This window comes from Trichococcus shcherbakoviae, assembly GCF_963666195.1.
Taxonomy (GTDB): Bacteria; Bacillota; Bacilli; order Lactobacillales; family Aerococcaceae; genus Trichococcus; species Trichococcus shcherbakoviae.
In genome coordinates this window covers 1,289,475-1,314,794 of sequence record NZ_OY762653.1, presented here as the reverse complement: position 1 = coordinate 1,314,794, position 25,320 = coordinate 1,289,475, and the positions used below count along the sequence as shown (strand labels likewise).

General features: G+C 44.0%; 23 protein-coding genes and 2 pseudogenes. 17 read left to right on the top strand and 8 right to left on the bottom strand.

Annotated elements, in window-relative coordinates; genetic code table 11:
• Positions 1-28: 28 nt before the first annotated feature.
• The 7 genes and pseudogenes from ACKPBX_RS13820 to ACKPBX_RS06065 form a co-directional block, all read left to right on the top strand.
• A pseudogene (locus ACKPBX_RS13820) lies at positions 29-743 on the top strand (transposase); the annotation flags it as partial.
• Between the two features lie 362 nt (positions 744-1,105).
• A complete protein-coding gene (locus tag ACKPBX_RS06090; RefSeq protein ID WP_119093355.1) occupies positions 1,106-1,825 on the top strand; it encodes a DNA alkylation repair protein in 720 nt (239 codons plus the stop codon).
• Positions 1,826-2,359: 534 nt separating this feature from the next.
• The gene (locus ACKPBX_RS06085) at positions 2,360-2,707 is read left to right on the top strand and encodes an NAD(+)--rifampin ADP-ribosyltransferase (protein ID WP_407702588.1); all 348 of its coding nucleotides are present in this window, start codon (positions 2,360-2,362) and stop codon (positions 2,705-2,707) included.
• A 146-nt stretch (positions 2,708-2,853) separates the two neighbouring features.
• The gene (ilvD, locus tag ACKPBX_RS06080) at positions 2,854-4,566 is read left to right on the top strand and encodes a dihydroxy-acid dehydratase (protein WP_068560376.1); all 1,713 of its coding nucleotides are present in this window, start codon (positions 2,854-2,856) and stop codon (positions 4,564-4,566) included.
• Positions 4,567-4,582: 16 nt separating this feature from the next.
• Complete coding sequence (locus tag ACKPBX_RS06075) at positions 4,583-4,927, top strand: metal-sulfur cluster assembly factor (protein WP_232309288.1); 345 nt, start codon at positions 4,583-4,585, stop codon at positions 4,925-4,927.
• A 219-nt stretch (positions 4,928-5,146) separates the two neighbouring features.
• On the top strand, positions 5,147-6,085 hold the full coding sequence (locus ACKPBX_RS06070; protein ID WP_068560380.1) for a 2-keto-3-deoxygluconate permease: 939 nt from the start codon (positions 5,147-5,149) through the stop codon (positions 6,083-6,085).
• A gap of 15 nt (positions 6,086-6,100) precedes the next feature.
• The gene (locus tag ACKPBX_RS06065; protein ID WP_319996304.1) at positions 6,101-7,273 is read left to right on the top strand and encodes a M20 metallopeptidase family protein; all 1,173 of its coding nucleotides are present in this window, start codon (positions 6,101-6,103) and stop codon (positions 7,271-7,273) included.
• Positions 7,274-7,610: 337 nt separating this feature from the next.
• Here ACKPBX_RS06065 and ACKPBX_RS06060 read toward each other — a convergent pair whose 3' ends face one another.
• Positions 7,611-8,372 carry an AIM24 family protein gene (locus tag ACKPBX_RS06060; protein ID WP_319996303.1) on the bottom strand — a complete coding sequence of 254 codons (762 nt, stop codon included), beginning with the start codon at positions 8,370-8,372 and terminating at the stop codon, positions 7,611-7,613.
• A 254-nt stretch (positions 8,373-8,626) separates the two neighbouring features.
• Complete coding sequence (fabV, locus tag ACKPBX_RS06055; RefSeq protein ID WP_319996302.1) at positions 8,627-9,823, bottom strand: enoyl-ACP reductase FabV; 1,197 nt, start codon at positions 9,821-9,823, stop codon at positions 8,627-8,629.
• 216 nt (positions 9,824-10,039) lie between these two features.
• On the opposite strand from fabV, the gene ACKPBX_RS06050 reads away from it, so the two are divergent.
• On the top strand, positions 10,040-10,366 hold the full coding sequence (locus ACKPBX_RS06050) for a Fic family protein (RefSeq protein WP_319996301.1): 327 nt from the start codon (positions 10,040-10,042) through the stop codon (positions 10,364-10,366).
• A gap of 142 nt (positions 10,367-10,508) precedes the next feature.
• On the opposite strand, the gene rluF is transcribed toward ACKPBX_RS06050, so the two are convergent.
• From rluF to ACKPBX_RS06035, 3 genes are all read right to left on the bottom strand, one after another.
• A complete protein-coding gene (rluF, locus tag ACKPBX_RS06045) occupies positions 10,509-11,216 on the bottom strand; it encodes a 23S rRNA pseudouridine(2604) synthase RluF (RefSeq protein ID WP_068562304.1) in 708 nt (235 codons plus the stop codon).
• 46 nt (positions 11,217-11,262) lie between these two features.
• Complete coding sequence (gene truA / locus ACKPBX_RS06040) at positions 11,263-12,003, bottom strand: tRNA pseudouridine(38-40) synthase TruA (protein ID WP_319996300.1); 741 nt, start codon at positions 12,001-12,003, stop codon at positions 11,263-11,265.
• A gap of 594 nt (positions 12,004-12,597) precedes the next feature.
• Complete coding sequence (locus ACKPBX_RS06035) at positions 12,598-12,954, bottom strand: hypothetical protein (RefSeq protein ID WP_119093294.1); 357 nt, start codon at positions 12,952-12,954, stop codon at positions 12,598-12,600.
• A gap of 111 nt (positions 12,955-13,065) precedes the next feature.
• Between ACKPBX_RS06035 and ACKPBX_RS06030 the strand changes: the two genes are divergently transcribed.
• Positions 13,066-13,923 (top strand): helix-turn-helix domain-containing protein, encoded by an 858-nt coding sequence (locus tag ACKPBX_RS06030; RefSeq protein WP_319996299.1) that lies wholly within the window; start codon positions 13,066-13,068, stop codon positions 13,921-13,923.
• A 235-nt stretch (positions 13,924-14,158) separates the two neighbouring features.
• Positions 14,159-15,226, top strand: a complete 1,068-nt coding sequence (gene allD / locus ACKPBX_RS06025; RefSeq protein WP_319996298.1) for an ureidoglycolate dehydrogenase — start codon at positions 14,159-14,161, stop codon at positions 15,224-15,226.
• 107 nt (positions 15,227-15,333) lie between these two features.
• Here the strand turns inward: allD and ACKPBX_RS06020 are convergent, their stop codons facing one another.
• Entirely contained in the window at positions 15,334-15,942 is a 609-nt protein-coding gene (locus ACKPBX_RS06020; RefSeq protein ID WP_319996297.1) for a DUF4230 domain-containing protein, read from the bottom strand.
• A gap of 247 nt (positions 15,943-16,189) precedes the next feature.
• The gene (locus tag ACKPBX_RS06015) at positions 16,190-16,492 is read right to left on the bottom strand and encodes an iron-sulfur cluster repair di-iron protein, ric (RefSeq protein ID WP_319996296.1); all 303 of its coding nucleotides are present in this window, start codon (positions 16,490-16,492) and stop codon (positions 16,190-16,192) included.
• Between the two features lie 609 nt (positions 16,493-17,101).
• On the opposite strand from ACKPBX_RS06015, the pseudogene ACKPBX_RS06010 reads away from it, so the two are divergent.
• The 6 genes and pseudogenes from ACKPBX_RS06010 (at position 17,102) to ACKPBX_RS05985 (ending at position 22,257) form a co-directional block, all read left to right on the top strand.
• Positions 17,102-18,317, top strand: a pseudogene (locus ACKPBX_RS06010) (ammonium transporter).
• A 5-nt stretch (positions 18,318-18,322) separates the two neighbouring features.
• Positions 18,323-18,772 carry a P-II family nitrogen regulator gene (locus tag ACKPBX_RS06005; protein ID WP_319996295.1) on the top strand — a complete coding sequence of 150 codons (450 nt, stop codon included), beginning with the start codon at positions 18,323-18,325 and terminating at the stop codon, positions 18,770-18,772.
• A 347-nt stretch (positions 18,773-19,119) separates the two neighbouring features.
• A complete protein-coding gene (locus ACKPBX_RS06000) occupies positions 19,120-19,980 on the top strand; it encodes a MetQ/NlpA family ABC transporter substrate-binding protein (RefSeq protein ID WP_086628923.1) in 861 nt (286 codons plus the stop codon).
• Between the two features lie 82 nt (positions 19,981-20,062).
• On the top strand, positions 20,063-20,548 hold the full coding sequence (locus tag ACKPBX_RS05995; protein WP_319996294.1) for an S-ribosylhomocysteine lyase: 486 nt from the start codon (positions 20,063-20,065) through the stop codon (positions 20,546-20,548).
• A 42-nt stretch (positions 20,549-20,590) separates the two neighbouring features.
• Positions 20,591-21,361: an SDR family NAD(P)-dependent oxidoreductase gene (locus tag ACKPBX_RS05990; RefSeq protein ID WP_086628921.1), complete on the top strand. Its 771-nt coding sequence runs from the start codon at positions 20,591-20,593 to the stop codon at positions 21,359-21,361.
• 20 nt (positions 21,362-21,381) lie between these two features.
• Complete coding sequence (locus ACKPBX_RS05985) at positions 21,382-22,257, top strand: MetQ/NlpA family ABC transporter substrate-binding protein (protein WP_319996293.1); 876 nt, start codon at positions 21,382-21,384, stop codon at positions 22,255-22,257.
• A 232-nt stretch (positions 22,258-22,489) separates the two neighbouring features.
• Here the strand turns inward: ACKPBX_RS05985 and ACKPBX_RS05980 are convergent, their stop codons facing one another.
• Positions 22,490-23,236 (bottom strand): DUF2087 domain-containing protein, encoded by a 747-nt coding sequence (locus ACKPBX_RS05980; protein ID WP_319996292.1) that lies wholly within the window; start codon positions 23,234-23,236, stop codon positions 22,490-22,492.
• 223 nt (positions 23,237-23,459) lie between these two features.
• Here ACKPBX_RS05980 and ftsH point away from each other — a divergent pair, with 223 nt between their 5' ends.
• On the top strand, positions 23,460-25,295 hold the full coding sequence (gene ftsH, locus ACKPBX_RS05975; RefSeq protein WP_319996291.1) for an ATP-dependent zinc metalloprotease FtsH: 1,836 nt from the start codon (positions 23,460-23,462) through the stop codon (positions 25,293-25,295).
• Positions 25,296-25,320 lie beyond the last annotated feature (25 nt).

Below are 25,320 nucleotides of genomic sequence, written 5' to 3'. Positions count from 1 at the left end.
CTTGCTCCTTTCTCCTATTGTTCTCTATCATTATAACCAAGTGGTTCCTGTGAGCAGTATTCTCGTCCGCGGAGATAGCGGGTTCGCTACTCCGGAACTTTACAATCTCTGCGAAGCTTATGATAGTTTCTTTGTGATCCGTTTAAAAGCAAACCGCAATCTTTCGAAACTGGCGGAGAGCTTTATTCAGATTGACGACAACCATCCTTGGGATAAAAAAGAAGACGTTTATTCTTCAACATCCTACCAAGAAAAAAACGCCGTGTTTGAATCAAATTGACACGCGAAGCAAATGAGTTTCTAATCCGACATGAATACATCATCATCAACTACTCAAATAATATCTCTGCGAAAACAGTCTTTCGGACTTACTGCAAATGCGGCCCAATGGAAAATTTCATCATAGAGGCGAAGAATGGCTTCTATTTGGATAAGACCGATAGCTTCTCATTTTTAGAAATCCGCGCCCGCATGATGGGTTGCCTGTTGCTTACAAGATGGTTATCTTTATGCATACACTTTGTTTTACAAGCAGATTGCCCAACATACAGGTGGACACAATCCGATTGCACCTCTTTAAGGTCGCAGACAAACTAATTCGAACAGGACTTAGACTACTGCTGAAACTCAGCTCTTATAATGTCCATCTAGAACTGTTTTATAAAGTCCTTGGAAATATCCAGCAACTCTACTGGCAAATGAAATGGCCCGAATTTAAAATCGGATTTCTTTTCAAGGATTGATTGCGTCCAAATTTGGCTGAATGGCCATGCTTAAACTAAGCACTTAAGATTTCTAAAGCAGATGGAATGTGAAACGTAAAAAAAGTACTGATTTCATTAAAATTTTCAACAATGGATCATTTTTTGTATAGTTATTAATTATTCAGGTAGCTATAATAATTTTAATTATAACATAAATTTTCGATATTTATAAAGCGCTTTCACAAAAATGTGGTCATGTCCATGTACCATTGGGCTATTCTTTTTGGCAAAATCACAACAAGTTGATTAAATTCACCGGTGTTGAGATAATGAAGCGAAATGAACTTACTTCAACGTACTGATAAAAAAGATTGGGTAAAAGTTTGAGGGGGTGGTGGGCTATGTCTAACATAATCGAACAGGTAAGGCAGGAACTAATCAACAATTCAGACGAAACGACAAAGGAAAGTGGCAAAAGATTTTTTAAAGAAGAAGTAAGGTTCTATGGCGTAAAAACGATGACAGTCTCGAAAATTTCCAAAGAGGCATTTAAAAGCATCAAGAAGCTTTCCAAAAAAGAAATATTTGGTTTATGCGAACAACTGTGGATTTCCGGAATGATGGAGGAAGCTTTCATTGCCTGCAATTGGGCATATGCAATAAAAAAGCAGTACACTGAAGATGATTTTCCTCTGTTTGAAAAATGGGTAAATGAATATGTGACCAACTGGGCAACTTGTGATACTTTCTGTAACCACACTGTTGGAACATTTTTGGAAATGTATCCGTTGTATATAGAAAAATTAAAAGATTGGACGAGATCCCCAAATAGATGGCTTAGGCGGGCGTCAGCTGTATCGCTTATCATACCAGCCAAAAAGGATTTATTTAAAGATGATATATTTGAAATTGCCGACAGCTTATTGTTGGATAAGGATGATTTAGTGCAAAAAGGGTATGGCTGGATGCTGAAGTCTTTATGCACCAAATATGAAGATGAGGTATACCAGTATGTATTAAGCAAGCGGGACACAATGCCTAGAACTGCATTAAGGTATGCTATTGAAAAAATGCCAAAGCCAATGAAGCAAGAGGCCATGAAAAGAGAGAAGAAAAAGTGAGTAAGAGTCAGCATTCTCACTTTCAAAGCTTTTGTAATCTACATTTATGTGCTGCAAAAAGCAGGGGCTTTTTGAGGAGCAGAGTATCATTATAGTTCAGTTGGCGGTTCAATAATTAAGAGGTGAAATAAGATGGATAACCAATTCGATCCCAACAACAAAATCATTCAACTGCTTCTTCAGGGGATGGGCATGGAAGACAGCGGCAAACCTGAAGAGGCAAGCCTGCTGTTTTCTAAGGCCTGGAGTGAAGCGACAGCCGATTTTGAAAAATTCATTGCAGCTTATTATGTGGCCCGGCATCAAAAAAATGTATCAGACAAATTAAAATGGTTCGAAACCTCTTTGCAGTTTGCGCTAAAAGTGAATGACGAGGCGGTTAAGAGCGCTTTCCCATCGTTGTATTTGAACATCGCGAAATGCTATGAGGCGTTATCCGATCCGGACAAGGCAAAAAAGTATGTTGCATTATCGCATTCGTATAAGGGTACGCCTTCTGATCCAGGTCCTTTTTTTCATGGGACAAGAGCAGATCTGCAGGTCGGCGAGCTGCTGACAGCAAAAGGAGAATCGAATTACAAATCCGGACTTAAAATGAACCACATTTATTTCACGGCTGTGATCAGTGGGGCGGGACTTGCGGCCGCATTGGCGAAAGGTGATGGATCGGAACGGATTTATATTGTGGAGCCGACAGGGGATTTCGAAAATGACCCAAATGTTACAGACAAGAAATTTCCAGGGAATCTGACCCGTTCCTACCGTTCGCAAGCACCTTTAAAGATTGTCGGCGAAGCAACGGAGTGGTTGCGACAGACGCCTGAGGACCTTCGTCGGTGGCAAGAAAAATTGGCCGATAATAAAGGCGAAATCATTAATTGAGTACGCAACTTTTGCCGCGTAAATATGGAGCGTTTTCCGCCATGTCCTGATTTAGGGAGGGCCCCTGATAGTTTTTTGTGGGCAGAAATGTTAAAATCTGATTAGTAGTAAGTGTTTGTGCATGAAAATACGGGAGGGATTTTGGAATGGAAAACGAAAAGAACAAAAAAGATTTACGCATCAACAGCTTCGTTTATGATGGAGTCGTGAAATCGCCGAACCGTGCGATGTTGCGTGCGACAGGCATGCATGACGAAGACTTTAAAAAGCCGATGGTAGGGGTAATCAGCACTTGGGCTGAGAACACGCCTTGTAATATACATTTGAACGACTTGGCTGCAATCGCAAAAGACGGCATCAAGAAGCAACGCGGTTGGCCGATCCAGTTTACGACAGTGACCGTTTCAGATGGTATCGCCATGGGTACGCCGGGTATGAACTATTCATTGCCTTCGCGCGATCTGATTGCCGATTCGATCGAAGTTGCGGTGGGCGGCCAGAATCTGGACGCATTCATCAGCATCGGTGGCTGTGACAAGAATATGCCGGGCTCGGTCATCGCGATGGCAAATGCGAACATTCCATCCATTTTTGTTTATGGGGGTACAATCGCACCGGGGCAAGATGAAGATGGCAACGACATCGATCTCGTATCCGTTTTTGAAGCCATCGGAAAGTGGAACAACGGTGAAATGACGGAAGAAGAAGTTCGGGCAATCGAATGCAACGCCTGTCCTGGACCAGGGGCTTGCGGAGGGATGTATACAGCCAACACGATGGCATCGGCAATCGAAACGATGGGGCTGAGTTTGCCGGGATCATCGTCAAATCCTGCAGCAACCGGTGATAAATTGAAGGATGTTTTCGAAGCAGGCGAAGCCATCATCGGCTTGATCGAAAAAAATATCCGACCGCGCGACATCATCACGCGCAAAGCTCTGGAAAATGCCGTAGTGATCACGATGGCATTGGGCGGATCGACGAACGCCATTTTGCATCTGTTGGCGATCGCCCATGCCGCTGAGGTGGACTTTGCGATCGAAGACTTCAATGAAATCCAAAAACGGGTACCGCATTTGGCTGACCTGAAACCTTCGGGAAAATATGTCTTCCAAGATCTATACAATGTCGGCGGGGTGCCTGCCGTTCAAAAATACCTGCTTGACAACGGTTTGCTACACGGCGATTGTTTGACCGTAACCGGAAAGACACTGGCGGAAAATCTTGAAAATGTGGCACCTTTGGCAGAAGGCCAGGACGTGATCATGTCGCTTGAGAATCCGAAACGCAAAGATGGTCCGCTGATTGTCCTGAAAGGCAATCTTGCCCCGGATGGCGCTGTTGTAAAAGTTTCCGGACTGAAGCAACGACGCCATGAAGGACCTGCGAAGGTGTTCAACACCGAAGAAGCAGCCATCGAAGCGACCCTGAACGGAGAAATCGTGGACGGCGATGTGGTGGTTGTCCGCTTTGTCGGGCCGAAGGGTGGACCGGGAATGCCGGAAATGCTCTCCTTATCAAGCATCATTTCAGGAAAAGGCATCAAAGTATGTCTGATTACCGATGGTCGTTTTTCCGGCGGTTCCCACGGTTTCGTGGTGGGACATATCGCACCGGAGGCACAAGACGGTGGACCGATCGCGTTATTGGAAACGGATGATACGGTCATCATCGATCAGGATACGCGTGAGTTGACGATGAAAGTATCTGATGAAGAATTGGCTAAACGACGCGAAAAACTGGTGTTGCCGCCTTTGAAGTCGCGCGGTGTCCTGGGCAAATACGCACACATCGTATCCTCTGCATCGAAAGGTGCCGTAACCGACTTCTTCAACCGCAACCCATTTGAGGAAAAATAAAGGAGGGTGCCGAATAGTGGAAAAGGGCATCATGTATACGGGTCTGGCGAGCCAGTATAAGGAAGAACTGGAAGAAAAACTGATGAACGTTATGGATACCGAAATCGGTCTTGATATCGTCAATCTCGGATTGATTTATGGCATCGATTTAGATGATGAAGGGGTTTGCAACATCCGCCTAACATTCACGGGCGCCGGCTGTTCTTGCTCGGAGCATATTTTGAAGGGGGTCCATGAGCAGCTGGATCCGCTGGGGTTCATCACAGAGGTCAAAATCAAAATCGTCTGGAGTCCGGCCTGGGTTCTGGATCGCATCACCCGCTACGGCCGCATTTCGCTTGGAATCAATCCAGGCAGATAAGCAAAAGGATCGAAACAAAGTGTATCAAAAACACTTTGTTCCGATCCTTTTTTTGAATGAACGCAAGCATGGAAAAAATGAGGAATGAAAGGAGATATGCTACAATTTAAGTAAGCATATACAACGATCAGAACCAAATGAAGTTGAACAGATTTCCAGGAACAAAAGTGAACACTTTCAAGCACAGCAAAAAATATGCCAGGCAAAGGAGTAAGGGTCATGCTAAAACTTATGAGAAGAGTTCCCGGAGGAACTTTATTGATCCCGATGTTTTTAAGTGCGCTGTTGAACACGGCTTTTCCGGAAGGGCTTTATGTAGGTTCGATTAGCCAAGCTTTTTTCTCCGCTCAGGGAACCAACTATATTGTAGGATTTTTATGTTTTGTCTCAGCTATGGGTTTGGATGTTAAAAGCTTGGCTCAAATAATGAAAAAACAAGGCATGTTACTGGTGATCAAATTTATGATAGCGTATGTCTTGGGATTCCTGATGATCAAGTATTTGGGTGGGGGAACGATTCTCGGACTTTCGTCTTTGGCGATCATTGTCGTTCTTACCAGTACAAATCCAGCGTTGTATATGGCTCTGGTTAAAGACTTGTCAGAAAAAGACGATGCATTGGCATTTGGTTTAGCGGGTGTGTTTTGTGTGCCTGCTGTCCCTCTGTTGGTTTATTCCTTATCAAGCGGTACTGATATAGTCTGGACGCCGATTATCTCAGTTGTGATTCCTCTGTTGGCGGGGATGATCATCGGGAATTTGGATCATGAATTCAGAGATTTTTGCTTGCCGGCTATCGGCATCATCATGCCCTTTTTTGGATGGGTTTTAGGAGACAGCATCAATCTGTTTCAGGCGGCAAAAGCTGGGCTGGCGGGGATTATCTTAAGCGTCCTATTTTATATCATCCTCTTGCCGACTTTATATTTTACGGAAACGAAGCTGTTGAAAGCGAATGGACTATCCGCGATTGCGTTGACCTCTGTAGCCGGCGTGTCTTTAGCGGCCCCAAGTGTTATTGCACAAGCCTACCCTGAACTTGAACCGATTGTACCCTTGGTCGTATCTCAAATCGCGATGGCAGTGGTAATCACAAGTGTTCTGACACCGATGATCGCAAATAAAATTGCAAAGAAAAAGAATCTCGTCAAGCATTAGAAAGGGGCAGGAAGCATGAATAAATACTATGAAAGAGCCTATGCGCTGGAAGAGCAACTTGTAAAGGACAGAAGGACACTTCACCAAAACCCAGAAATAGGCATGGAGTTGCCCAATACAAGAGCCTACGTCAGGAACAGATTGGAAGAGATCGGGTTGGAAGTCAAAGAAGTGGGGAAGATGGGGCTGAGTGCCGTCATAGAAGGGGAGAAACCTGGCAAAACGATTCTTCTTCGTGCTGACATGGATGCCCTTCCGATGAAGGAAATGAATGAGCTGGAGTACAAAGCGACGAACAATATGGCGCACACGTGCGGACATGATTTGCACACCGCTATGCTGGTGACTGCTGCACAAATATTGCTTGAAAATAAAGCGGACATTCACGGTAGGGTCAAGCTTATGTTCCAACCAGGCGAGGAGATATTTGCTGGAGCGAAAGATATGATTGAAGCCGGCATTTTAGAAAATCCCAAGCCGGATGTGGCGTTTGCTATGCATACGGGATTAAATCAAGGTGTCGGAAGTTTTGAGTATTATAAGGGACATACAAGCACCTCTTGTGACAATTTTAAGATCACAATTACGGGAAAGGGTGCCCACGGAGCGTATCCACATACTTCCATAGACCCTATCAATGCAGGCGTGATCATTTATCAAGAGTTTGGTGAACTGATCTCAAGAGAAGTGAGTCCGTTGTCTGTAGCTACCTTAACATTCGGAATGTTCTCGGGAGGATCGAACAGCAACATCATTCCTGAAGTTGTAGAGATGCAAGGAACATTACGCACCTACGATGATGAAGTGCGGGAGTATGTAAAAGGGAGAATAACGGATATTCTGGCGGGAATAGAGAAAACGACAAGGACAAAAATAGACTTTGAAATATTTGCGAGTGTGCCATCTTTATACAATGATCCTGACTTGACCGAAGAAATTGCGGAAATTTTGGAAACCGGGAATCCTGCCTTTAAAGGCTATCCGGATTTGAGGATCATGGCTTCTGAAGATATGGCTGTTGTGTCCAGGCATTTGCCGACAACCTATATCATGCTTAATTGTAAAGTTGAAGGAAATAACTTCTCGCACCATAATCCGGGTGTGTTATTTGATGAAGCGGCTCTTCCGATCGGAGCGAGTTCTTTTGCGACTGTGGCTATCGAGTGGTTAAAAAAGCACAGTGACTAACGATGCTGTCAGTAACTTAAGGCTAGTGACAAATATGCGGCAGGAGGAATAATGCTCAGCGTGGTGGCCAAAAATGTCGAATAGGTGAGGTGGATTCGATAGTTTGACACCAGATTGGACCGAAATTGTCGAATGCTGAGAAACTTTCGACAATTTGACATCCTGCTGGATCGAAATTGTCGAATATCTGAGGAACATTCAACAATTTGGCCCCGCAGTCAAAAAAAAGCGAGAATGCATCAGGCATCCTCGCTTTTTTTACAGTTGTCAACTTGCTTAAGTGAATGGCATCGCTTGGTATCAAAAATGAAACAAGCGATCGATAGGTCATGTTTTTTTACCGGAGAACGGGCGCCATCAAAACTTTGCCTGTTCCACGATAGACATTGACCAAACCTTCGCCGGATGCGGCTGAACCCAGAAGTGTCTGGCCTGATCTTGATACTGTAAATTCCAGGCTGCCGGACCAAGCAATCGCCATATTCCCATCAATCTTCAATTCATCATTTTCCAATTCTATTTCTATCAGTTCTTCTCTCGGTACATACGATTCAAGTGCGACAATCCCGCCGCCAGAAAGACCCAGGTTAAAAAGACCTTCTCCGCCCATCGCAGCAGAAGAAAGGTTGGACTTCATAACTGCTTTGTGGTTCAATTCCGAATCGCAAGCCAAAAACAATCCGTCCTCGATCACGATTGAGCCATTCCAGTCATCGACATCGATCAGTAAAATATGCTTGTAAGTTGGCTCCAATACGAGTTTTCCCGTTCCGGTGTACTCGGGCTTGATTGCCGATTCATTCGTGACTTTCCCTCGAAGCGCTTTTCCCAAAAAATCGCCCACGCCTTTAAGCCCGGTTGTAGCACTGACATTTCCCACCATCCACTGCATCGCTCCTGACTGAACGTTGATGTCGGAAAGGCTGACATCGCAAACCAGCTGTCTTCTTCTGACGTTCATTTCAGAAGCGTAGTAGGCAGCTTGAGCCGTCAGATGATCGACACTCAAATCTTTCAAGTATTCCACTACCTTAAATGCGCCCATCTCTTCGACAATTTTCACATCATTGTTATCTTCGAAATTTTTTATTCTGAACATATCCATTTTCCTTCTTTCTTTTGCAGAGGCAACAGCTGTGTCTGGTCAATAAAGGCTTATTCAAATTTGGTGTATCATTGTCTATCATTATAACACTATTTTGATTGTCGACCAATATTTAGATGGAAACGGCAACCGGATGGAAGAGAAACGCTTGTGTTGTCAACCGTAGAAGCAGAAAAGTCCTGACTCTCAGAGCCAAGACTTTTCATTTATTATTGCGGATAAAAGGTGATTGGTGTCACCGGTACGATTTAATATTCCAATGCCTTCAATTCTTCGATCGTAACGTCTTGCTCAACATAGCCATCAACCATGAACCCACTTAAAATTGAAAACTCTTTATAAAGGATGTCATATGCTGCTATTTCAGTATTGAAATTTTCTTCGTTCAATTGCTGGATCAATTCTTTCGTTTTGGCTTGGGTGTCGCTGTCAAGTTCCCAGCTATCCGGTCTCAGGCGGCCAACTTCGTCATACTCAGCCTTGGTACCATAAACCATATCGCGATAAATGCGGTCGATGTGCATGATCGGTGTTTCGTGGGTGCCTTTTTCGGTCATGACTTTGTAGAGACCGATACAATAAACAGGGAAGAACGGAATCACGGAGCTGGCTTTAGTGGTCACGGCAGTAGCTACCACAATCTGGGCTTTTCCGTTGATGTCAGCCAATAATCCATTGATGGTCTTCGCTTTTTCATCACAATCTGCTTTGGCAAGACCAAGGGTACCGCCACCGTAGTAAGGACGGTTCAGCTCTGTTCCCAAATAAGAATAATTGGTCGTCAGAACCCCGTCAGCCAATACATCTGCTTCCTTCAGTGCTTCCATCCATAGCTGCCAGTCTTCGCCACCCATGACTTTTACGGTGCCGGCGATTTCTTCCTCTGTTGCAGGTTCCAGCGTTTCGATGTAGAAATCCTGATTTTGCATATTGATGTTCGGACCGACCACTGGCTCACCAAGCGATTTGATTGCGGATGTGTACGTCTCTCCGGTATCGGGATCGGTTCTTCGGCCGCTTGCCAGGCTATAGACGACCAGGTCCACTTTGCCGCCAAACTCGTTCTTGATGTATGCGATGACTTCTTGCTTGCTTTCGTGGCTGAAGGCGTCCTGCACAAAGTTCTTGGCGATCAGGCCTTCTTTTTCGGCAGCCTCACGGAACGCGATATTGTTGTACCAGCCGGCTGTGCCGAGATTCCGTTCATTCTTCGGTCCTTTTTCGAAAGAAACGCCAATCGTATCTGCTCCCGCACCGAAAGCCAGGCTGATTCGGGTAGCTAAACCGTAGCTTGATGACGCACCAATGATCAAGACCTTTTTCGGACCTGCAAAGGTCCCTTTGTTTTTGACATAGTCGATTTCATTCAATACTTCCTGCTTGCATCCAAGCGGGTTTACACCAAGGGCCACATTACCCCGTATATTTTGTTTAAATTCCAACATGTTTGATTTTCCTCCATTAAAATGTCATAAGAATATAATACCAGAAAATGCTACTCAAGAATAAATTATCTGCCGAAATTTTGGGAATAAGTTAGCGACTTGTGTTTAGCAGTTAATCGCAAAAATATTAGAACCACTAAATTTAGTTAGTGGTTCTAATATTTTACTTACTGCACAAGTCCCCCCTCAAGTTACCCCTCAAGTTATATATATATTATGTTCGGGGAAATACCACTTATTGAAATTAGAGATATATTCAAAGTACATGTACCAAAAAAACAAGATAATGTAGGGAAAACAAACGATGTGAGCGAGGAATTGCCTGTTAAGGTTTCATTGAGTGAAAATCAAAAAATTGTATTAGAAAGTTTGAATACAGCAATGTCTGCAAGAGAACTGATGGAAATTTTGAATTTATCAGATATTAGTCATTTTAGAAGGAATATATTGAATCCATTGCTTTTAGAAGGGCTTATTGTTCGAACGAAGCCTGATAAACCAAAAAGTTCTAAGCAAAAATACATTAAAGCCAATTTTAGGTAAGATGTTGTTAAACAAAAGAAGGAATACACAAAAAAACTGACCTTGCACAAATCACTATCGGAAAATAAAAAAAGCCGGACACCAGCGAAAAATCTCATGGCATCCGGCTTTTTAGGTTACCAAATTCATCAAGCCTATGGTTTCACCATTCTTTGGGCTCATAGTTTAACTCTTGGAATAACTGCGCTTTTTCTTTTTTTGACAGGTAGCGCCATTGTCCCACTGGAAGGTTGTCCAACTGGATATTCATGATGCGGATTCTTTGCAATCGGTAGACGTTGTATCCCAATTCTTCGCACATGCGGCGGATTTGACGGTTGAGTCCTTGGGTTAATATGATTTTAAAATCATATTTTGATAGCTGTTCCACTTTGCAAGGCAGGGTGATCGTATCCAATATTTTGACCCCTTCTGACATCTGCTTCAAGAATTCAGGCGTGATCGGGCGGTCTACGGAAACAACGTATTCCTTCTCATGCTGGTTCTCAGAACGTAAGATTTCATTGACGATATCGCCGTCATTCGTTAGCAGGATCAAGCCCTCTGAATCTTTATCGAGGCGCCCGATATGGAAAACCCGGAAAGGGTGGTTGACCAAATCGACAATATTCCCCTTGACGCCTTTTTCGGTCGTGCTCGTGATGCCGACCGGTTTGTTCAAGGCAATGTAGACATTGTTACGGGCTACGAAAAGTTGGTTACCGTTTACGCGGACATCATCCCCCGGCTCGACTTGGCTGCCGATTGTTGCCCGCTTTCCATTGATCGTTACGCGCCCCTCAGTAATCAGCTTGTCGGCCCCTCGTCGGGAGGCTGTGCCTGCCTCACTTATAAATTTATTGATACGCATGTGGACACTTCCTTCATCCAAAATTTTTTAGATTTTGCGCCTATCGTCAATCGTAGTAAACGGCATCCAGGAACAGTCCATGGGAAGGAACGGTCATCCCAGCCTCGCTGCGGATTCCGCTCTTGAAGATGGCGTCAATGTATTCCGGTTCCATCGTCCCGGCTCCGATTTCGAGGATCGTCCCCATCATGATCCGCACCATGTTGTAGAGGAAGCCTTCCCCTGTGAACGAAAAGTGCAGCAGATTGCCTTCCTGCTGGATCGTGATGTCATTGATGATCCGGACCGTCGATTTTTTCGATTTCTTAAGTGAAGAGAACCCGAGGAAATCATGCTTCCCGACAAGCTTTTGGCAAGCCTCGTTCATTCTATCGACATCAAGCTGGCCAGGGTAATGGTAGCTGTAATGGCGCTCAAATGCGGAAGGCACGACATTGTTCCAGACATGGTAGCTGTATGTCTTTCCGGCTGCATGATAGCGGGCATGGAACCTTTCCGGAACTTCTTCCAGCTCTTTGACGACAATGTCGCGCGGAAGATAACGGATCAGATGATCCTGCATCGCCTTCAAATCCATTTTGGATGTCGTCTTGAAATTGGCGACTTGCCCCCGTGCGTGGGTGCCGGCATCGGTGCGGCCCGAGCCGATGATTTCGATCTCTTCTCCTGTCATTGCTGACAGGATATTCTCTATTTTACCTTGAATGGTTTTGTCCGAATCCCCGAGCCTTTGCCAGCCTAGGTATCTGCCGCCATCATACTCGATCGTCATTTTTATATTTCTCATTTTATCTCCCTTAAACATCGGATTCTGGGCATCGTTGCATGCCGTGTACTCCTGTATTATACCGAATATGATCCCGAATTGGCGTTTTTTCGTGGAATATTTAGATTTTTCAATCATATCCTATTAGCACGGCTTTTTTATCAGTCCAATATTTTTGTTCCGTATTGTTAACGTTTTTACTATTAACGACAGAACTAGTTTAAACTAAAATCAGTGACAGTCGCTTTTTTCATTGAATCAATTTTTTGTTGCTGTGTGAATTCAAAATATTAGAAAAAAGGAGGTAGGCAAGGAGCAAACGTCCATTTTCAATAGGATGGTACTATCTTCTCCGACTACGCTTTGCGTAAAAACGGAGGTCTCCTTACCGAAACGGAATATAATCTGAGCGATACAGGAGACCTGCTGCCTCAGATCACAGAGTAAGGTGAGCCTTCGATGTAATCTGCAATATGAAATCTGGAGTTGGATTGTTATGATCACCTTCTATTCAGCAGCCTAAATTCTGTTTAAAATTTTCCGAGAATCCAGTAAGAAAACCTTGTAAAAGAAAAGCAAGCAACCTGCGAAAAGGCATCGCACGTTGCTTGCTTTTCATTCTGATTTACGTTTCTGCGTAAAAATTTCTCCAAGAGAAATACCTAAAGTTACCCAAACACCAATGTTTCCTAAACCTATACCCGAAGCGGATTTCCCGCCTAAAGCGGTCAGCAAGAGCATTACGAAGAACAAATAGATTATTGACAGTATCTGCCCATTTATATTGTCTGTATTTTTGGGACGGCGGAATCGTTTTGATAGAATATATAAAAGGTACAAACTTAAGATGATCCATAAATTTAACTTTATGGGAATTAAATTAAATAGGAACGAATCAGGAAAATAGTCATTAATCATCAAAAGTGTTAAAGAAAAATAAAAAATGAAATCAATGCATTTCCAAAAATTCATAATATATTACCTCCTATCCCTACTTCCTATTTGTTTACATATTTAGTGTAAACTAGTTATACTGTTAATAGTATAAATGTTAATAATACGGAACAAAAAGGTGGGGTGTTGATGCAAATCGGAGAAGTACTAGGTGAGATTCGGAAGAACAAGAATCTGAAATCGAAAGAAGTTTACAAAGGTATACTGAGCAGGCCTGCCATATCGCGATTTGAAAAAGGTCACAGCGATACGACTGCCGAGAAATTTCTTCAGATCCTTGAGAATTTAAATCTGTCTTTGGAGGAATTCCATTTCCTGTATGATGGAAACAAAGCGAATACGGATACTATGATGATCAGCGCTTATTCAGAAGCCTACTACGCAAAGGATATACCAAGGTTGGCGGCTTTAGAGGAAGCGTCCAGAAATCATTTTGATGAAACTTCCCAAATCAAATATTTGCACCATGCGAGCATTATCCATCTGCTGAGGTGTAACCTCAGCGAGCTGCCATTCCCGCATAAAGAGTTGGCGGTCATAAAAAACTACCTTTTTCATTGTGAGACATGGCATTATTATGAATTGGTTTTGTTCACCAACGCCTTGGATTTCTTTCCGGAGGATGCAGTGGATGCTGTGTACGCTAGAGCCAAGGAGAAGATGACAGAGTTCAATCAGATGAAACGGTATAAAAACGAACTATTCTCCCTCATTTCAAATATCCTGGTGTTGCAACTGGAGAAAAATAATCTGGAGAAGAGCTTGTTCTACTATGATGATTTGGAAAAGACTGTTTCTACATCGGACAACAGGATGTATGAACATGCCATGTTGCTTTTCTTCAAGGAGTTGATCGGCATCATGCAGCAACAGGAGGATACCCAAAAGCTGACGGATATCATTCAGACATTCAAGCTTCTGGATATGGAGCGCGTGGCTAAACAGTGCGCGGGCTTACTGGAAACTGTAAGAAATAATAATGCGTGATCTGCATAGGCTCCGATTGAGGGGCACATGCAGATCACGCATTTTTCCATTCATTCATAACGTCCAAGCAACCATAGGCAATTTGTGCACTTCAGCTAAATCTATCCGATTTTTCTTATGATATTGTAATCTTATAAAATGGTAGCGCTTTATGGTGAGGCGTGGGCAGATTATTTAGTGAATACCAACATATAAGCCTAGATATCATTAGTGAACATTAAAGGAGGAATCATTCATGTCGGAAGAAAAATTGATCAAAGTGACTCCGGATGAGTTGCATGTATTGATCAAAAACAAACTCCAAGCAGCGGGTTTGCTGGAAGTCCAAGCTGCCGAGACCGCGAACCATTTGGTTTATGCGGATTTATGCGGTGTCCATTCCCACGGCGCCGTCCGGGTGGAGTATTATTCAGAACGTATCAATAAAGGCGGCATCACTCTAGAGCCTGAAATCAGATTCGAAAAAACCGGGGAAAGCTCCGGCGTATTCCATGGGGACAATGCACAAGGACAGTACGTGGCGAATTTAGCCTTGGAACCAGCCATCCAAATGGCGAAAGAATCCGGTGTGGCGGTAGTTGGCGTGTCGAGATGCGGGCATACGGGTACCTTATCCTACTATTTGCGCAAAATCGCCGAAGCAGGTTTAGCCGGCATAGCGATGACGCAGTCCGACCCGATGGCAGTGCCTTTTGGCGGTGCAGAAGTCTACTACGGGACCAATCCAATCGGTTTTGGTGCGCCAAGTGCAACCGATACGCCGCTGATTTTTGATATGGCGACCACCGTGCAAGCCTGGGGAAAAATATTGGATGCGCGCTCAAAAGGCCGTGAAATTCCAGCAGATTGGGCTGTTGATGAAAATGGAAAAGCAACAACCGATCCGCATGCGGTGAGGGGATTGATGCCCATCGCCGGTCCTAAAGGTTATGGACTGATGATGATGGTCGACATTTTTTCGGGTGTCCTGATGAACTTGCCTTTCGGAAAACACGTCAGTTCCATGTACCATGACCTGCATACCGGCCGCAATCTGGGACAACTCTACATTATCCTCGATCCAGCCCGTTTCGGGGATGCTGATACTTTCAGACAACAAATCAGCCAAACGATGGAAGAATTGAACGCCATCAAACCAACAGAAGGCTTTTCAAATGTCCGTTACCCTGGTCAAGGATCCAACGAGCGCTATGAGAGAAACAAGTCTCAAGGCGTGGAAATTCCGGAATCAATCATCGATTACTTGAAATCCGATCTGATCCATAACAACAGCTATGAAGGGTTAAGCGCCTTTGCAAATTGAGTTTTGCTTATAAAATAACATTTTTGCGCAAATATAAATCGCATGAAAGCAACGTTTGATTGTTGCGTTTCATGCGATTTTTTTCGTGTTAAGTATTGAATTTTTATTCAGTAGAACTCGATGTACACTTCATAGCCATGGGAGTTCAAAACGGAAGTGAAAAATGACTGAGCGTTCGCGTCTGCTTCTTCCAATAACCCCTGACTGACTTTTTCTTCTTCAAGTTGTTTTTTATGGGTGTTGATTTCGTCAATAACGGTCTGAGTGGGGTAGTCAGAAAAGATAGTTCCTTTGACGTCTTCGACAGTCATATGTTCAGTCTCGATGACATTATCCAGAATTTGGGATTTTGAGAGTTTGACCGACACTTTATTGGATGCTTCATCAATGTCTAGTTCCATTTTTGCTAGATCGGTCCCAGCCTTCAGATAGCCGGAATATTCAATGAGCCGGATGGCCTCTGCATATTTGAAATCAGGCAGGTCAAAAAAAGAAAAATTTTTGTCTGTCCGGCTGATGATCACATTGCTGTACTCATACTTCAATGTTGTCAATTCCGACATTTCCACCAATTGCTCCCGCAGTAGAGCCGTTTCGGAGGATTTGTTCGTTGTGGTTTCGAATAAGGGACTGGCATCAATTAAGGGAGGAACAACTATTGTAGCTATTATGACAGAAACAATCCATAAAAATACGTGTACTAGTTTTTTCTTCATGAAATTCTCCTCATTTCTACTAAACGGATAGGGAAGGCTCTTGAATTTAAAGTGATAATAAAATTCAAACATCATTTTCTGATTGGGTTTATTATCAATATTTTAACACAAATAAGACAGCCTAGGATATGATATCAGGCTGCCTTGAAAAAAGTATGGATATTTAAAACTATACTGGTTACATCGGGAAGCAGCTTCTATAGAAAAGTAATGATTTTAGAGTTGTTCAGCTTGCTATAGTTTCAATTTAATCTTGGTAGGCTTTGTCCGCTTCCGCCAACATCTGATAGACGGCTTCGTAACTTTCGCAGACATCATCCGGGACGGTGTAGTCATTCGAAACGGCGCGCAATTGGGTGAATTCTTCGTTCAAGTCGAGTTTTTCTGATCCGGCTGCTTGGGTCTTCTCGATGATTGCGTTGAACAGCCTGTGGACCTCATGGAATTCCGGGTGATTTTCTCCGTGGACGCGGGCTACGATCGGCACATATTGCTCTAGTGTTGGAAAGATGCTTTCCTTTACCTGGCTAAAGGTTGATTGATTGGACATACGGACTCCTGCTTTCTGAAGTTTGATGGTTTTATTATAGTATGGATTCACAAAAATAGACTTGATCTAAATCAACAATAACGATTATTTCAGCACCGCTTTTGTAGGGGGATCAGGCAGCACTATTTCGCCGTTTCAACCTAAATTCCGTAAAAGCTGACGTCCATGAGCAGAATTACTCTCATGCCGAAGTGATTTATTCGGGAAAAGTCTCAAAACGGGGTGCTCGACAAAATCACCTGATCAGCAAATTCCCACTTTTTCTGAAATTCCCCATTTTATTGATAGAATCAGCTATAAAGGTTGATATGAAAAGGTTTTTGACCTGTTGTTCCTGCCGGTAAGTGACAAACAATGTGAGCTTGTTCACAAAGCAGAAACCGCACGAATAAGGGGATGCAGTGTAAGAAAGCTATCGTTATAGTGTCTGTTCCGCAAGCGGAGAAGCTTTTCTGAAAGGTGCCGTTTATTTTCGGAAAATACCAACAGTATGTAACATATAGTCCCATCAGTTGTGAGTATCGGAATGACTATCTTCTTTTTTGACTATATAATTTGCTCCATAGTCAAGAACAAATCAGAAATATTCAAGCAAAGGAGATCAATTAAATGGAAATCAATATGGCGGACACGACTTTCATGTTCCTCGCAACGGTAATGGTCTTGCTGATGACCCCAGCTTTATCTTTATTTTACGGAGGGATGGTCAGGGCAAAAAATGTTCTGAGCACATCCATGCATAGTTATGCAGCTATTGTAGTTGTGGTTATATAATGGATACTTTTAGGTTATTCCTTGTCATTCGGAGGAGATAATTCAATCATCGGCGACTTTTCATTTGCGTTTCTTAAAAATGTTGGTTTCGCCCCTGTAGATTATGCTCCGACAATCCCACATCAGTTATTCATGATGTTCCAATTGGCTTTTGCAATCATTTCCGGAAGCGTTGCGGAAAGAATGAAATTCCCGGCGTACCTTGCCTTCGTGTTGCTCTGGTCAACCTTGGTCTATGACCCGATTGCGCATTGGGTATGGGGCAATGGCGGTTGGATTCGTGAAATGGGCGTTCTCGACTTCGCAGGCGGAACGGTTATTCATGTCAGCACTTGTGGCTGCGATTTTTTTCGAAAAAAGAACTAACAAAGACTCTGTCCGACCGCATAACATCCCGATGACGATGATTGGTGCCGGCTTGTTGCTGTTCGGCTGGTTCGGCTTCAATGCTGGCAGTGCGCTCAGCATGAACGGCATTGCGATGAATGCCTTCATCACAACGACTGTATCCGGAGCTGCGGCGGGATTCACCTGGCTCATGTGCGAATGGGTCCTGCACAAAAGACCGACTGCATTAGGCTTGGTCAGCGGAATCATCGCCGGGCTTGGCTCGATTACGCAAAGTGCCGGTTATGTCAGCCCCTTCTCAGCGCTGCTTATCGGGTTCGTCGGTGGGATCCTGTGTTTCTTCGCTGTCACTGAATTGAAAAAAAGATTCGGCTATGATGATGCACTCGATGCTTTTGGCTGTCATGGAGTCGGCGGAATTTGGGGTGGAATCTCAGCCGGGATTTTCGCGACATCCACAATCAATCCGGATATAACAGGCGGCTTGGTTGACGGAAATGCTGGATTGCTGATAGCTGAAATCGTCAGCATCCTTGCGGTCACTGCCTATTCAGCCGTCGTTTCTTTTGTCATTCATTCCTTGCACGGCGAAACGGCTTATGGTTCGGTCAGCGCTGCAGGTCTTGCAGTTGGTGCGCATGAACCTGTTGCCATTCCGGCCAGCCCATCCATTTCCCCGAAAAGCAGTTTGGTGCAGAAGTAGTCGCCATGGATGAAGCCGTTGTCGTGGAAAGTCACGCGACAGCAACTCTGGGCAACAAGGCGCATAAAACTGACAAAATGACCAAAGTGAAAATCTTGATCAATGAAAGCAAATTCGATCATCTGAAAAAAGCTTTGAATGGCATCGGCGTCACCGGCATGACGGTCGTGAATGTGTTCGGTTACGGTGTGCAAAAAGGGCATACAACTTATTATCGCGGCGTAGAAACCGATGCGGATCAGCTGCCTAAAGACCGGGTGGAAGTCGTGATCAGCAAAGTGCCGCTCCAAAAAGTGATTGAAGCTGCCAGAAAAGCTTTTTATACAGGGAATATCGGCGACGGGAAAATATTTATCTATGATATTGAAAATGTCATCCGCGTGAGCACCGGCGAAGAAGGCGCAAAAGCATTGGCGTACAATGGCGATGCAGAATTACTGCGTGCGACTTCCTGATTGAAGTGCCATAAAAGAATAAAGCTTTCAAAGTCAGGTCGTCTCGAAAAGAGGCGGCCTTCACTGTTCTCCGGACAAGCCGATGTGGTCGGAGCAAACGGCCTAAAACAGTAAGGCAACACCAATGGAGCGCTTACTCCCGGAGTTGATGATTAAAGTGTTGTTGTACAGAGAAGATGGTCAACAGGCACCGAATAAATTCCTGCTTTGCATATTCAGCATGCGAATTTTGCTATCAAACGTGTTCGGTTTTAGATATTATCCGATGATGTATCTTGGGTGTTAAACTATGTTTTAGCAACAATGAGATAATTTTTTGGAACACAGAAAATGTTGGAGGGATATAGATGATAAAAAAGCGAACACTTATGGCACTTTCAATGGTAAGTTTATTGACTTTAGCTGGATGCGGGAATACGGGCGTTGCAACTGATGACAACAGTTCAGCAGCGCAGACGGAATCCGAGGAAACAAAAGAAGATATTACTATTGGAACCTCACCTGGTCCTTATAGTGAATTGTTCATGGATGGTATTGTACCTATTTTGGAAGATCAAGGATACACAGTAACAGAAACGGTATTTACGGAGGTGCGCCAAGTAGATGTCGCGTTGCAAGAAGGGGCTATCGATGTGAATGTCGACCAGCATTTGGCATACATGAATAACTTCAATAAAGAGGCGAATGCTGAATTGGTTGCAATCACACCAATACCTACTGTTCCGACAGGGATACATTCTGCCACGAAAGGCTCAATTGATGAGGTTGTAGATGGAGATATAATCGCTATTCCGGATGATGCCTCCAACACGGCGAGAGCGCTCTTGGTTCTGCAAAAGGCAGGCTGGATCAAGCTTGATGAGAGTATTGAACCAATGGCTTCCACTAAAGATAACATCATTGAAAATCCATATAATCTAGAAATAGTTGAGATGAGTTCGGCACAAATCCCAAGATCATTATCGGATGTAAGTTATGGGGTAATTCCTGGCAGTATTTTATATGCAGCTGGATTGAGTTCAAATGACAGCCTATTGAATGAAGACATTTTGCCGCAGTTGGTTCTGCATGCCATTGTGGACAGCGGTAACGAAGAAACTGATTGGGCAGAAGCTATTGTTGAAGCTTATCGCTCAGATGAATTCAAAGCGCATTTGAATGAGGTCAATACAGATAACTATTGGTTCATTCCAGATGAATTGAAATAAAGCTATATATTTTGAAAATTTAAGACTTCCAGAATGTAAAGCATAGCGAGACTAAACATAAACTACTAGGAGGAAATAGAAAATGGCAAAAGTAGAAAGTTTTGAATTGGACCACAATTTGGTGAAGGCGCCTTATGTAAGAGCGGCAGGGGTTGAGCATAACGAGAAGGGCAGCACAGTACAAAAATATGATTTACGCTTCTTGCAACCAAATGAAGATGCGTTACCGACTGCTGCATTGCATACGTTAGAACACTTATTGGCAACGTACTTGCGCGATGAACTTGAAGGCATTATTGATATTTCACCGATGGGCTGTCGCACCGGATTTTACATGATCCTTTGGGATGAGCATGAAACTGAAAAAGTAGCGGCAGCGTTAGAGAAAACTTTGCAACGCGTCCTGGAAACAGAGGATGTGCCGGCAGTTTCCCCTATCTCTTGTGGAAATTATAAAGACCACTCGTTATTTTCCGCGAAAGAATATGCGAAAATCGTCTTGGAGAAAGGTATCAGCCGCGACCCATTTGAGCGAAAAGGGATCTCAGAGTTTGCTTTACAGCAGTAAAGAAATGTTTAGAGATTGAATGCATCTTGAGGAGGATTCTGCGTGATTTCGATAGATCTGTCAGGAAAAGTGGCTTTGGTTACGGGAGGGAAAACCGGAATAGGAGAAGGAATCGTCAGGCGCTTTCTGGAAGCCGGTGCTACCGTCGTTTCGGGCGATTTGGGGAACGAAAAGGAATTTGAAATTGTGTCTAATAGTTTGGCCGTTGCGCAATTGGATGTAGCGGATGAGAATTCTGTCGATCGTTGGATCAAGAATAGTCTGGAACACTTTTCAACTGTGGATATTTTAGTGAACTGCGCCGGAACTTCCACGATGGATTATGTTGTGAACAGCTCTGTTTCCGATTGGGAGAAGGTGATGGCGGTCAACGCAAAAGGGGTATTCCTCACTTCCAGACGAGTTGGGAAAATCATGCAGGAAGCTAAAAAAGGCGGCCGCATCATTCAAATTTCTTCCCAAGCGGGCAAAAATGGCTACACGGCAATGGGTGCCTACGTGGCTTCAAAACATGCTGTCCTTGGATTAACGAAAACCATGGCTAAAGAATTGGCGAGAGACAAAATCCTTGTGAATGCCGTCTGCCCGGGAATCGTGGAAACGGATATGAAGCACCGTGAAAGGGTCAAAGGTGGATTGATCAGGGGTATGACTGCCGATGAAATATATGCTGAAGATTGCTCGCAAGTACCGCTAGGGCGTACAGCACAGCCAGAAGATGTAGCGAATGTCGTTTTGTTCCTTGCGAGTCCCTTAGCCAGCTATATGACCGGCCAGGCTATCAACGTTACAGGCGGCATGACGATGAATTGAAAAGAAAAGGAGAGATATATTTGAATAATAAATGGAAAAGTTTACTGACGGCAGCGTCGCTGTTGACATTATTGGCGGGATGCGGCAGCACGGCGGATTCCGCCACGGGATCCTCAACAGAGGAGGCTGCTGCATCTGGATCCAAGGTAATCACGATCGGGTCGCAGTCATCGGATGCACAGATATGGGAATACATCGCAGAGTCTGAAGCCGCTCAAAAAGCAGGGCTAACGCTTGAGGTAAAGGACATTGATGGAGGTCCTCAACTGAACACGGCAACTGTCGATGAGGAAGTGGATGTGAATGCCTTCCAATCATGGGCTTATCTGCAATCCTTTAACGAGCAAACAGGAGCAGAATTAACGGCATTTGCGACTACTTATCTCGAACCGATGGGCGTCTATTCTGAAAAACACACGACTCTTGAAGAAATTCCTGATGGAGCCGTTGTTGCCATTGCGGACAACCCTTCAAATGCCTCGCGGGGGCTATTGTTATTGCAGGCAGCCGGTTTGCTGACGCTGACGGATGACTTTGACGCTTTGGGGACCACCGCTGATATTGTGGGAAATCCGAAAAATCTTGAGTTTGTGGAAATTGATGACACCACCGGACCACGTGTTTTGGCGGATGTCGATCTTGCTTTAATCAGTAATTCCGTTGCTCTCGAAGGCGGATTGAACGTATTGGAAGATTCATTATATTACGAGGAAGTCAGCGAGGACACCAAAAACAACATCAATATTCTGGTGACGCAAAAAGAAAATGCTGATGATTCTGATATTTTGAAATTGGCTGAGCTGTACCACAGTGAAGAAGTACAGGATTATATCGCGGAGGAGTTTGGCGGCACTAAAGTAGCCGTCCAAAAAGAAATTTCTTATTTGGAAGAATAGCATTCATAAAATGTTAGTGTTTTTCTTCTTTTTACAGAATAACATCGGGAAAAGCTAATTTTTTTCCATTCAAGAGTCAGCACCTATTGAAGGTGATGGCTCTTTTATTAATATGTAGGATAAAAAATAAAGTTCATCAAATACAAAGAAGAAATCAACTTTTCTTCAAAAAAAGAACCGAAGAAAAGTTGATTTCTTTTGACCGTTTTATTCAACAGCTATTGAAAAAACGTTAATCAGTGATAACCCAGTACTGCGAGCCATCGCTATTACGATCCATAAATCCATATTCGATAAAATAGCGACGCACGGTCACATAATCATCGTGAGCCGTTTTAATGATGTCGTTGACTTCCTTCTCAGAATATTTCTTAGTTTGATCAAAACGCTTCAAAATATGCTGCAGCACCATAATTTTGCGTTTTTCCTTGCTTGGAAAAATATCCACTGCCCCATCTAATCCGTTTTTAAAATAGGTTTGCAGTACTTTTTCCCGTTCATTTTCTTTAATGCCATAGCGTGAATCCACTATTATTTCCTCCTTGTGAATAGGGCTATCTTTCATGGGTACTCTGCCGCTGTCCAGGTTGGCCATCAGAGCAAGAAAAATTTTTGCCTGCCTTTCCTTTTCCTTCAGCTTGAATCGATGTTGCCGGATGGTCGAGATACTTCCCGATGAAGACCGCTCCAATATTTCCTTGTCGGACAGCCCTTTATGGAATAGCTGCAGCATTTCCCTTTGAATGTCAGATAATCCTGTATATTTTTTGTCTAATTGAATCAGTGTTTCGAAAACGGACCCATGCGATTGCTGTATGTGTAGGAGCATAGCCTTTTCCGCTTCATAAAGCACCTCTCCCATAGGGTAGATAATGCCCTGTTGGTAGGTTTGGCGGCAAAATAAGCAGGCGTAGCTTTTAGCATGCTGATCAAATCGATAACCGTTCTGTAATTCTGCTAGAGTGCTGTTGTCAATCATAAAACCCCATCCTCCTCCCTTTTTGTTATGTAAACGATTATACAATTCATCATCATAATTGTAAACAAAAACTAAAAACGTTTATAAAAAGGTTTCATGAGATGCGATTGATCATTTGGTGAGCACTTATTTCAAAGACTGCATAATTTTTTGTAATATCCTATATTTCTGGGATAATAAGGATGACGGAATGTTCTCTTTTTAGAAGGGGAGGAATAAGCTGATGGAATCCAAGATGCCCCCGAAGCTCAATAAACAATGGCTGAATTTTGCTGTGACAATTGCAATTTTTCTGATTGTGCTGAATTTTTTCGTTTTTCCCGGTCTTCAGGAAAATCCGGTAACGGAAGTGGATTATAAGACGTTTGTTACAATGCTTGAAGAAGGCAGTGTCGAGTCGGTTCTGGTGGAGGAAAACCGGATAGAATTCACAGCGCTGGACGATGAAGGTGAAGAGAGCACCTTCATCACCGGCAGAATGGAGGATCCACAGCTTACTGAACGACTGCTGCTTACTGAAGCAAAGTTTGAAAAAGAGATTGTTGAAGAAAGTTCGCCGATTGTTGATTTTTTCCTGATCTGGATGCTGCCATTGGCGTTATTGTATGTCTTCTGGGGATTCATGATGCGCAGGCTGCAGGGAAGAGTCGGAGGGCTCGGCGGCAGCGAAATGAAATTCGGCAAAAGCAATGTCATGGTTTATGCTGCATCTGAAACAGGAAAAACATTTGCGGACGTAGCAGGCCAGGACGAAGCGAAAGAAGCACTTTGGGAAGTGATCGATTTTCTGCACAATCCCCAAAAATACCGGGAAATCGGGGCGAAGATGCCAAAAGGGATTCTGCTTGTCGGACCTCCGGGGACCGGTAAAACGCTGCTTGCAAAAGCGGTCGCGGGAGAAGCCGGGGTTCCCTTCTTCTCTATTTCGGGATCAGAATTCATGGAGATGTTCGTCGGCGTGGGAGCTGCGAGGGTGCGGGATCTGTTCAATCAAGCGCAGGCAAAAGCCCCTTGCATCGTCTTCATTGATGAAATCGATACGATCGGCAAGAGCCGGAATGTGGCGGGCTTTACCGGAAATGATGAGCGGGACCAGACGCTCAACCAATTATTGAATGAGATGGATGGTTTTTCCTCGGAAAAAGGTGTGGTGATCCTGGCGGCAACGAACAAACCTGAAGTTCTGGACAAAGCGCTGCTGAGGCCCGGCCGGTTTGATCGGCGCATTCCGCTTGAGTTGCCGGATATTGCCGGGAGGCAAGCGATTCTGGAGGTTCATGCAAAATCCGTCAAAATGGATGGAGATGTCGATCTGAAGGAGATCGCCAGGGATACACCCGGCAGCTCCGGCGCCGATCTTGCCAATCTGATAAATGAAGGCGCTCTCCATGCCATAAAAGAAGAGCGCAGCAAGATCAATCAATCCGATTTGGAGTATGCGTTGGAAATCATATTGGCCGGATACCAGCGGAAAAATGCGATCCTCTCGAAAGAAGACAAATTGGCGATAGCGTACCATGAAATCGGCCATGCGATCGTTGCCGCAAAACAGACCGATTCCGCACCAGTCAATAAAATCAGCATCATCCCAAGGACATCCGGGGTCCTCGGCTATACGATGCAGTCGGAAGAGACAGACCAGATTCTTATGAGCCGGGAAAAGTTCCTGAACAAGATCGTCACCTACATGGGCGGACGATCTGCCGAGGAAGTCATTTTAAATACAATCACGTCCGGGGCGGAAAATGACATAGAGGCTTCAACGGCTATTGCACGGGCCATGGTCACGCGCTACGGTATGAGTGAAAAATTCGATATGATGGCCTTGGAAACGATCAATAATCCTTATCTGGGAACGGATGTAACCTCGCTCGTGTCGAATGAAACCTCCGCGAAAATTGATGATGAGGTTTTGCGCATCATCAAATTCGCCCATGAAAAAGCCAAGGAAATCATCCGGGGAAATTTACCGAAAATGCATGAACTTGCAAAATATCTGCTCGAAAAAGAAACCATGACCGGGGAGGAATTCATGGAAATGCTGATGCAAGAAGTGTGATTGATCTATGTTTGAAGCTGGTGCG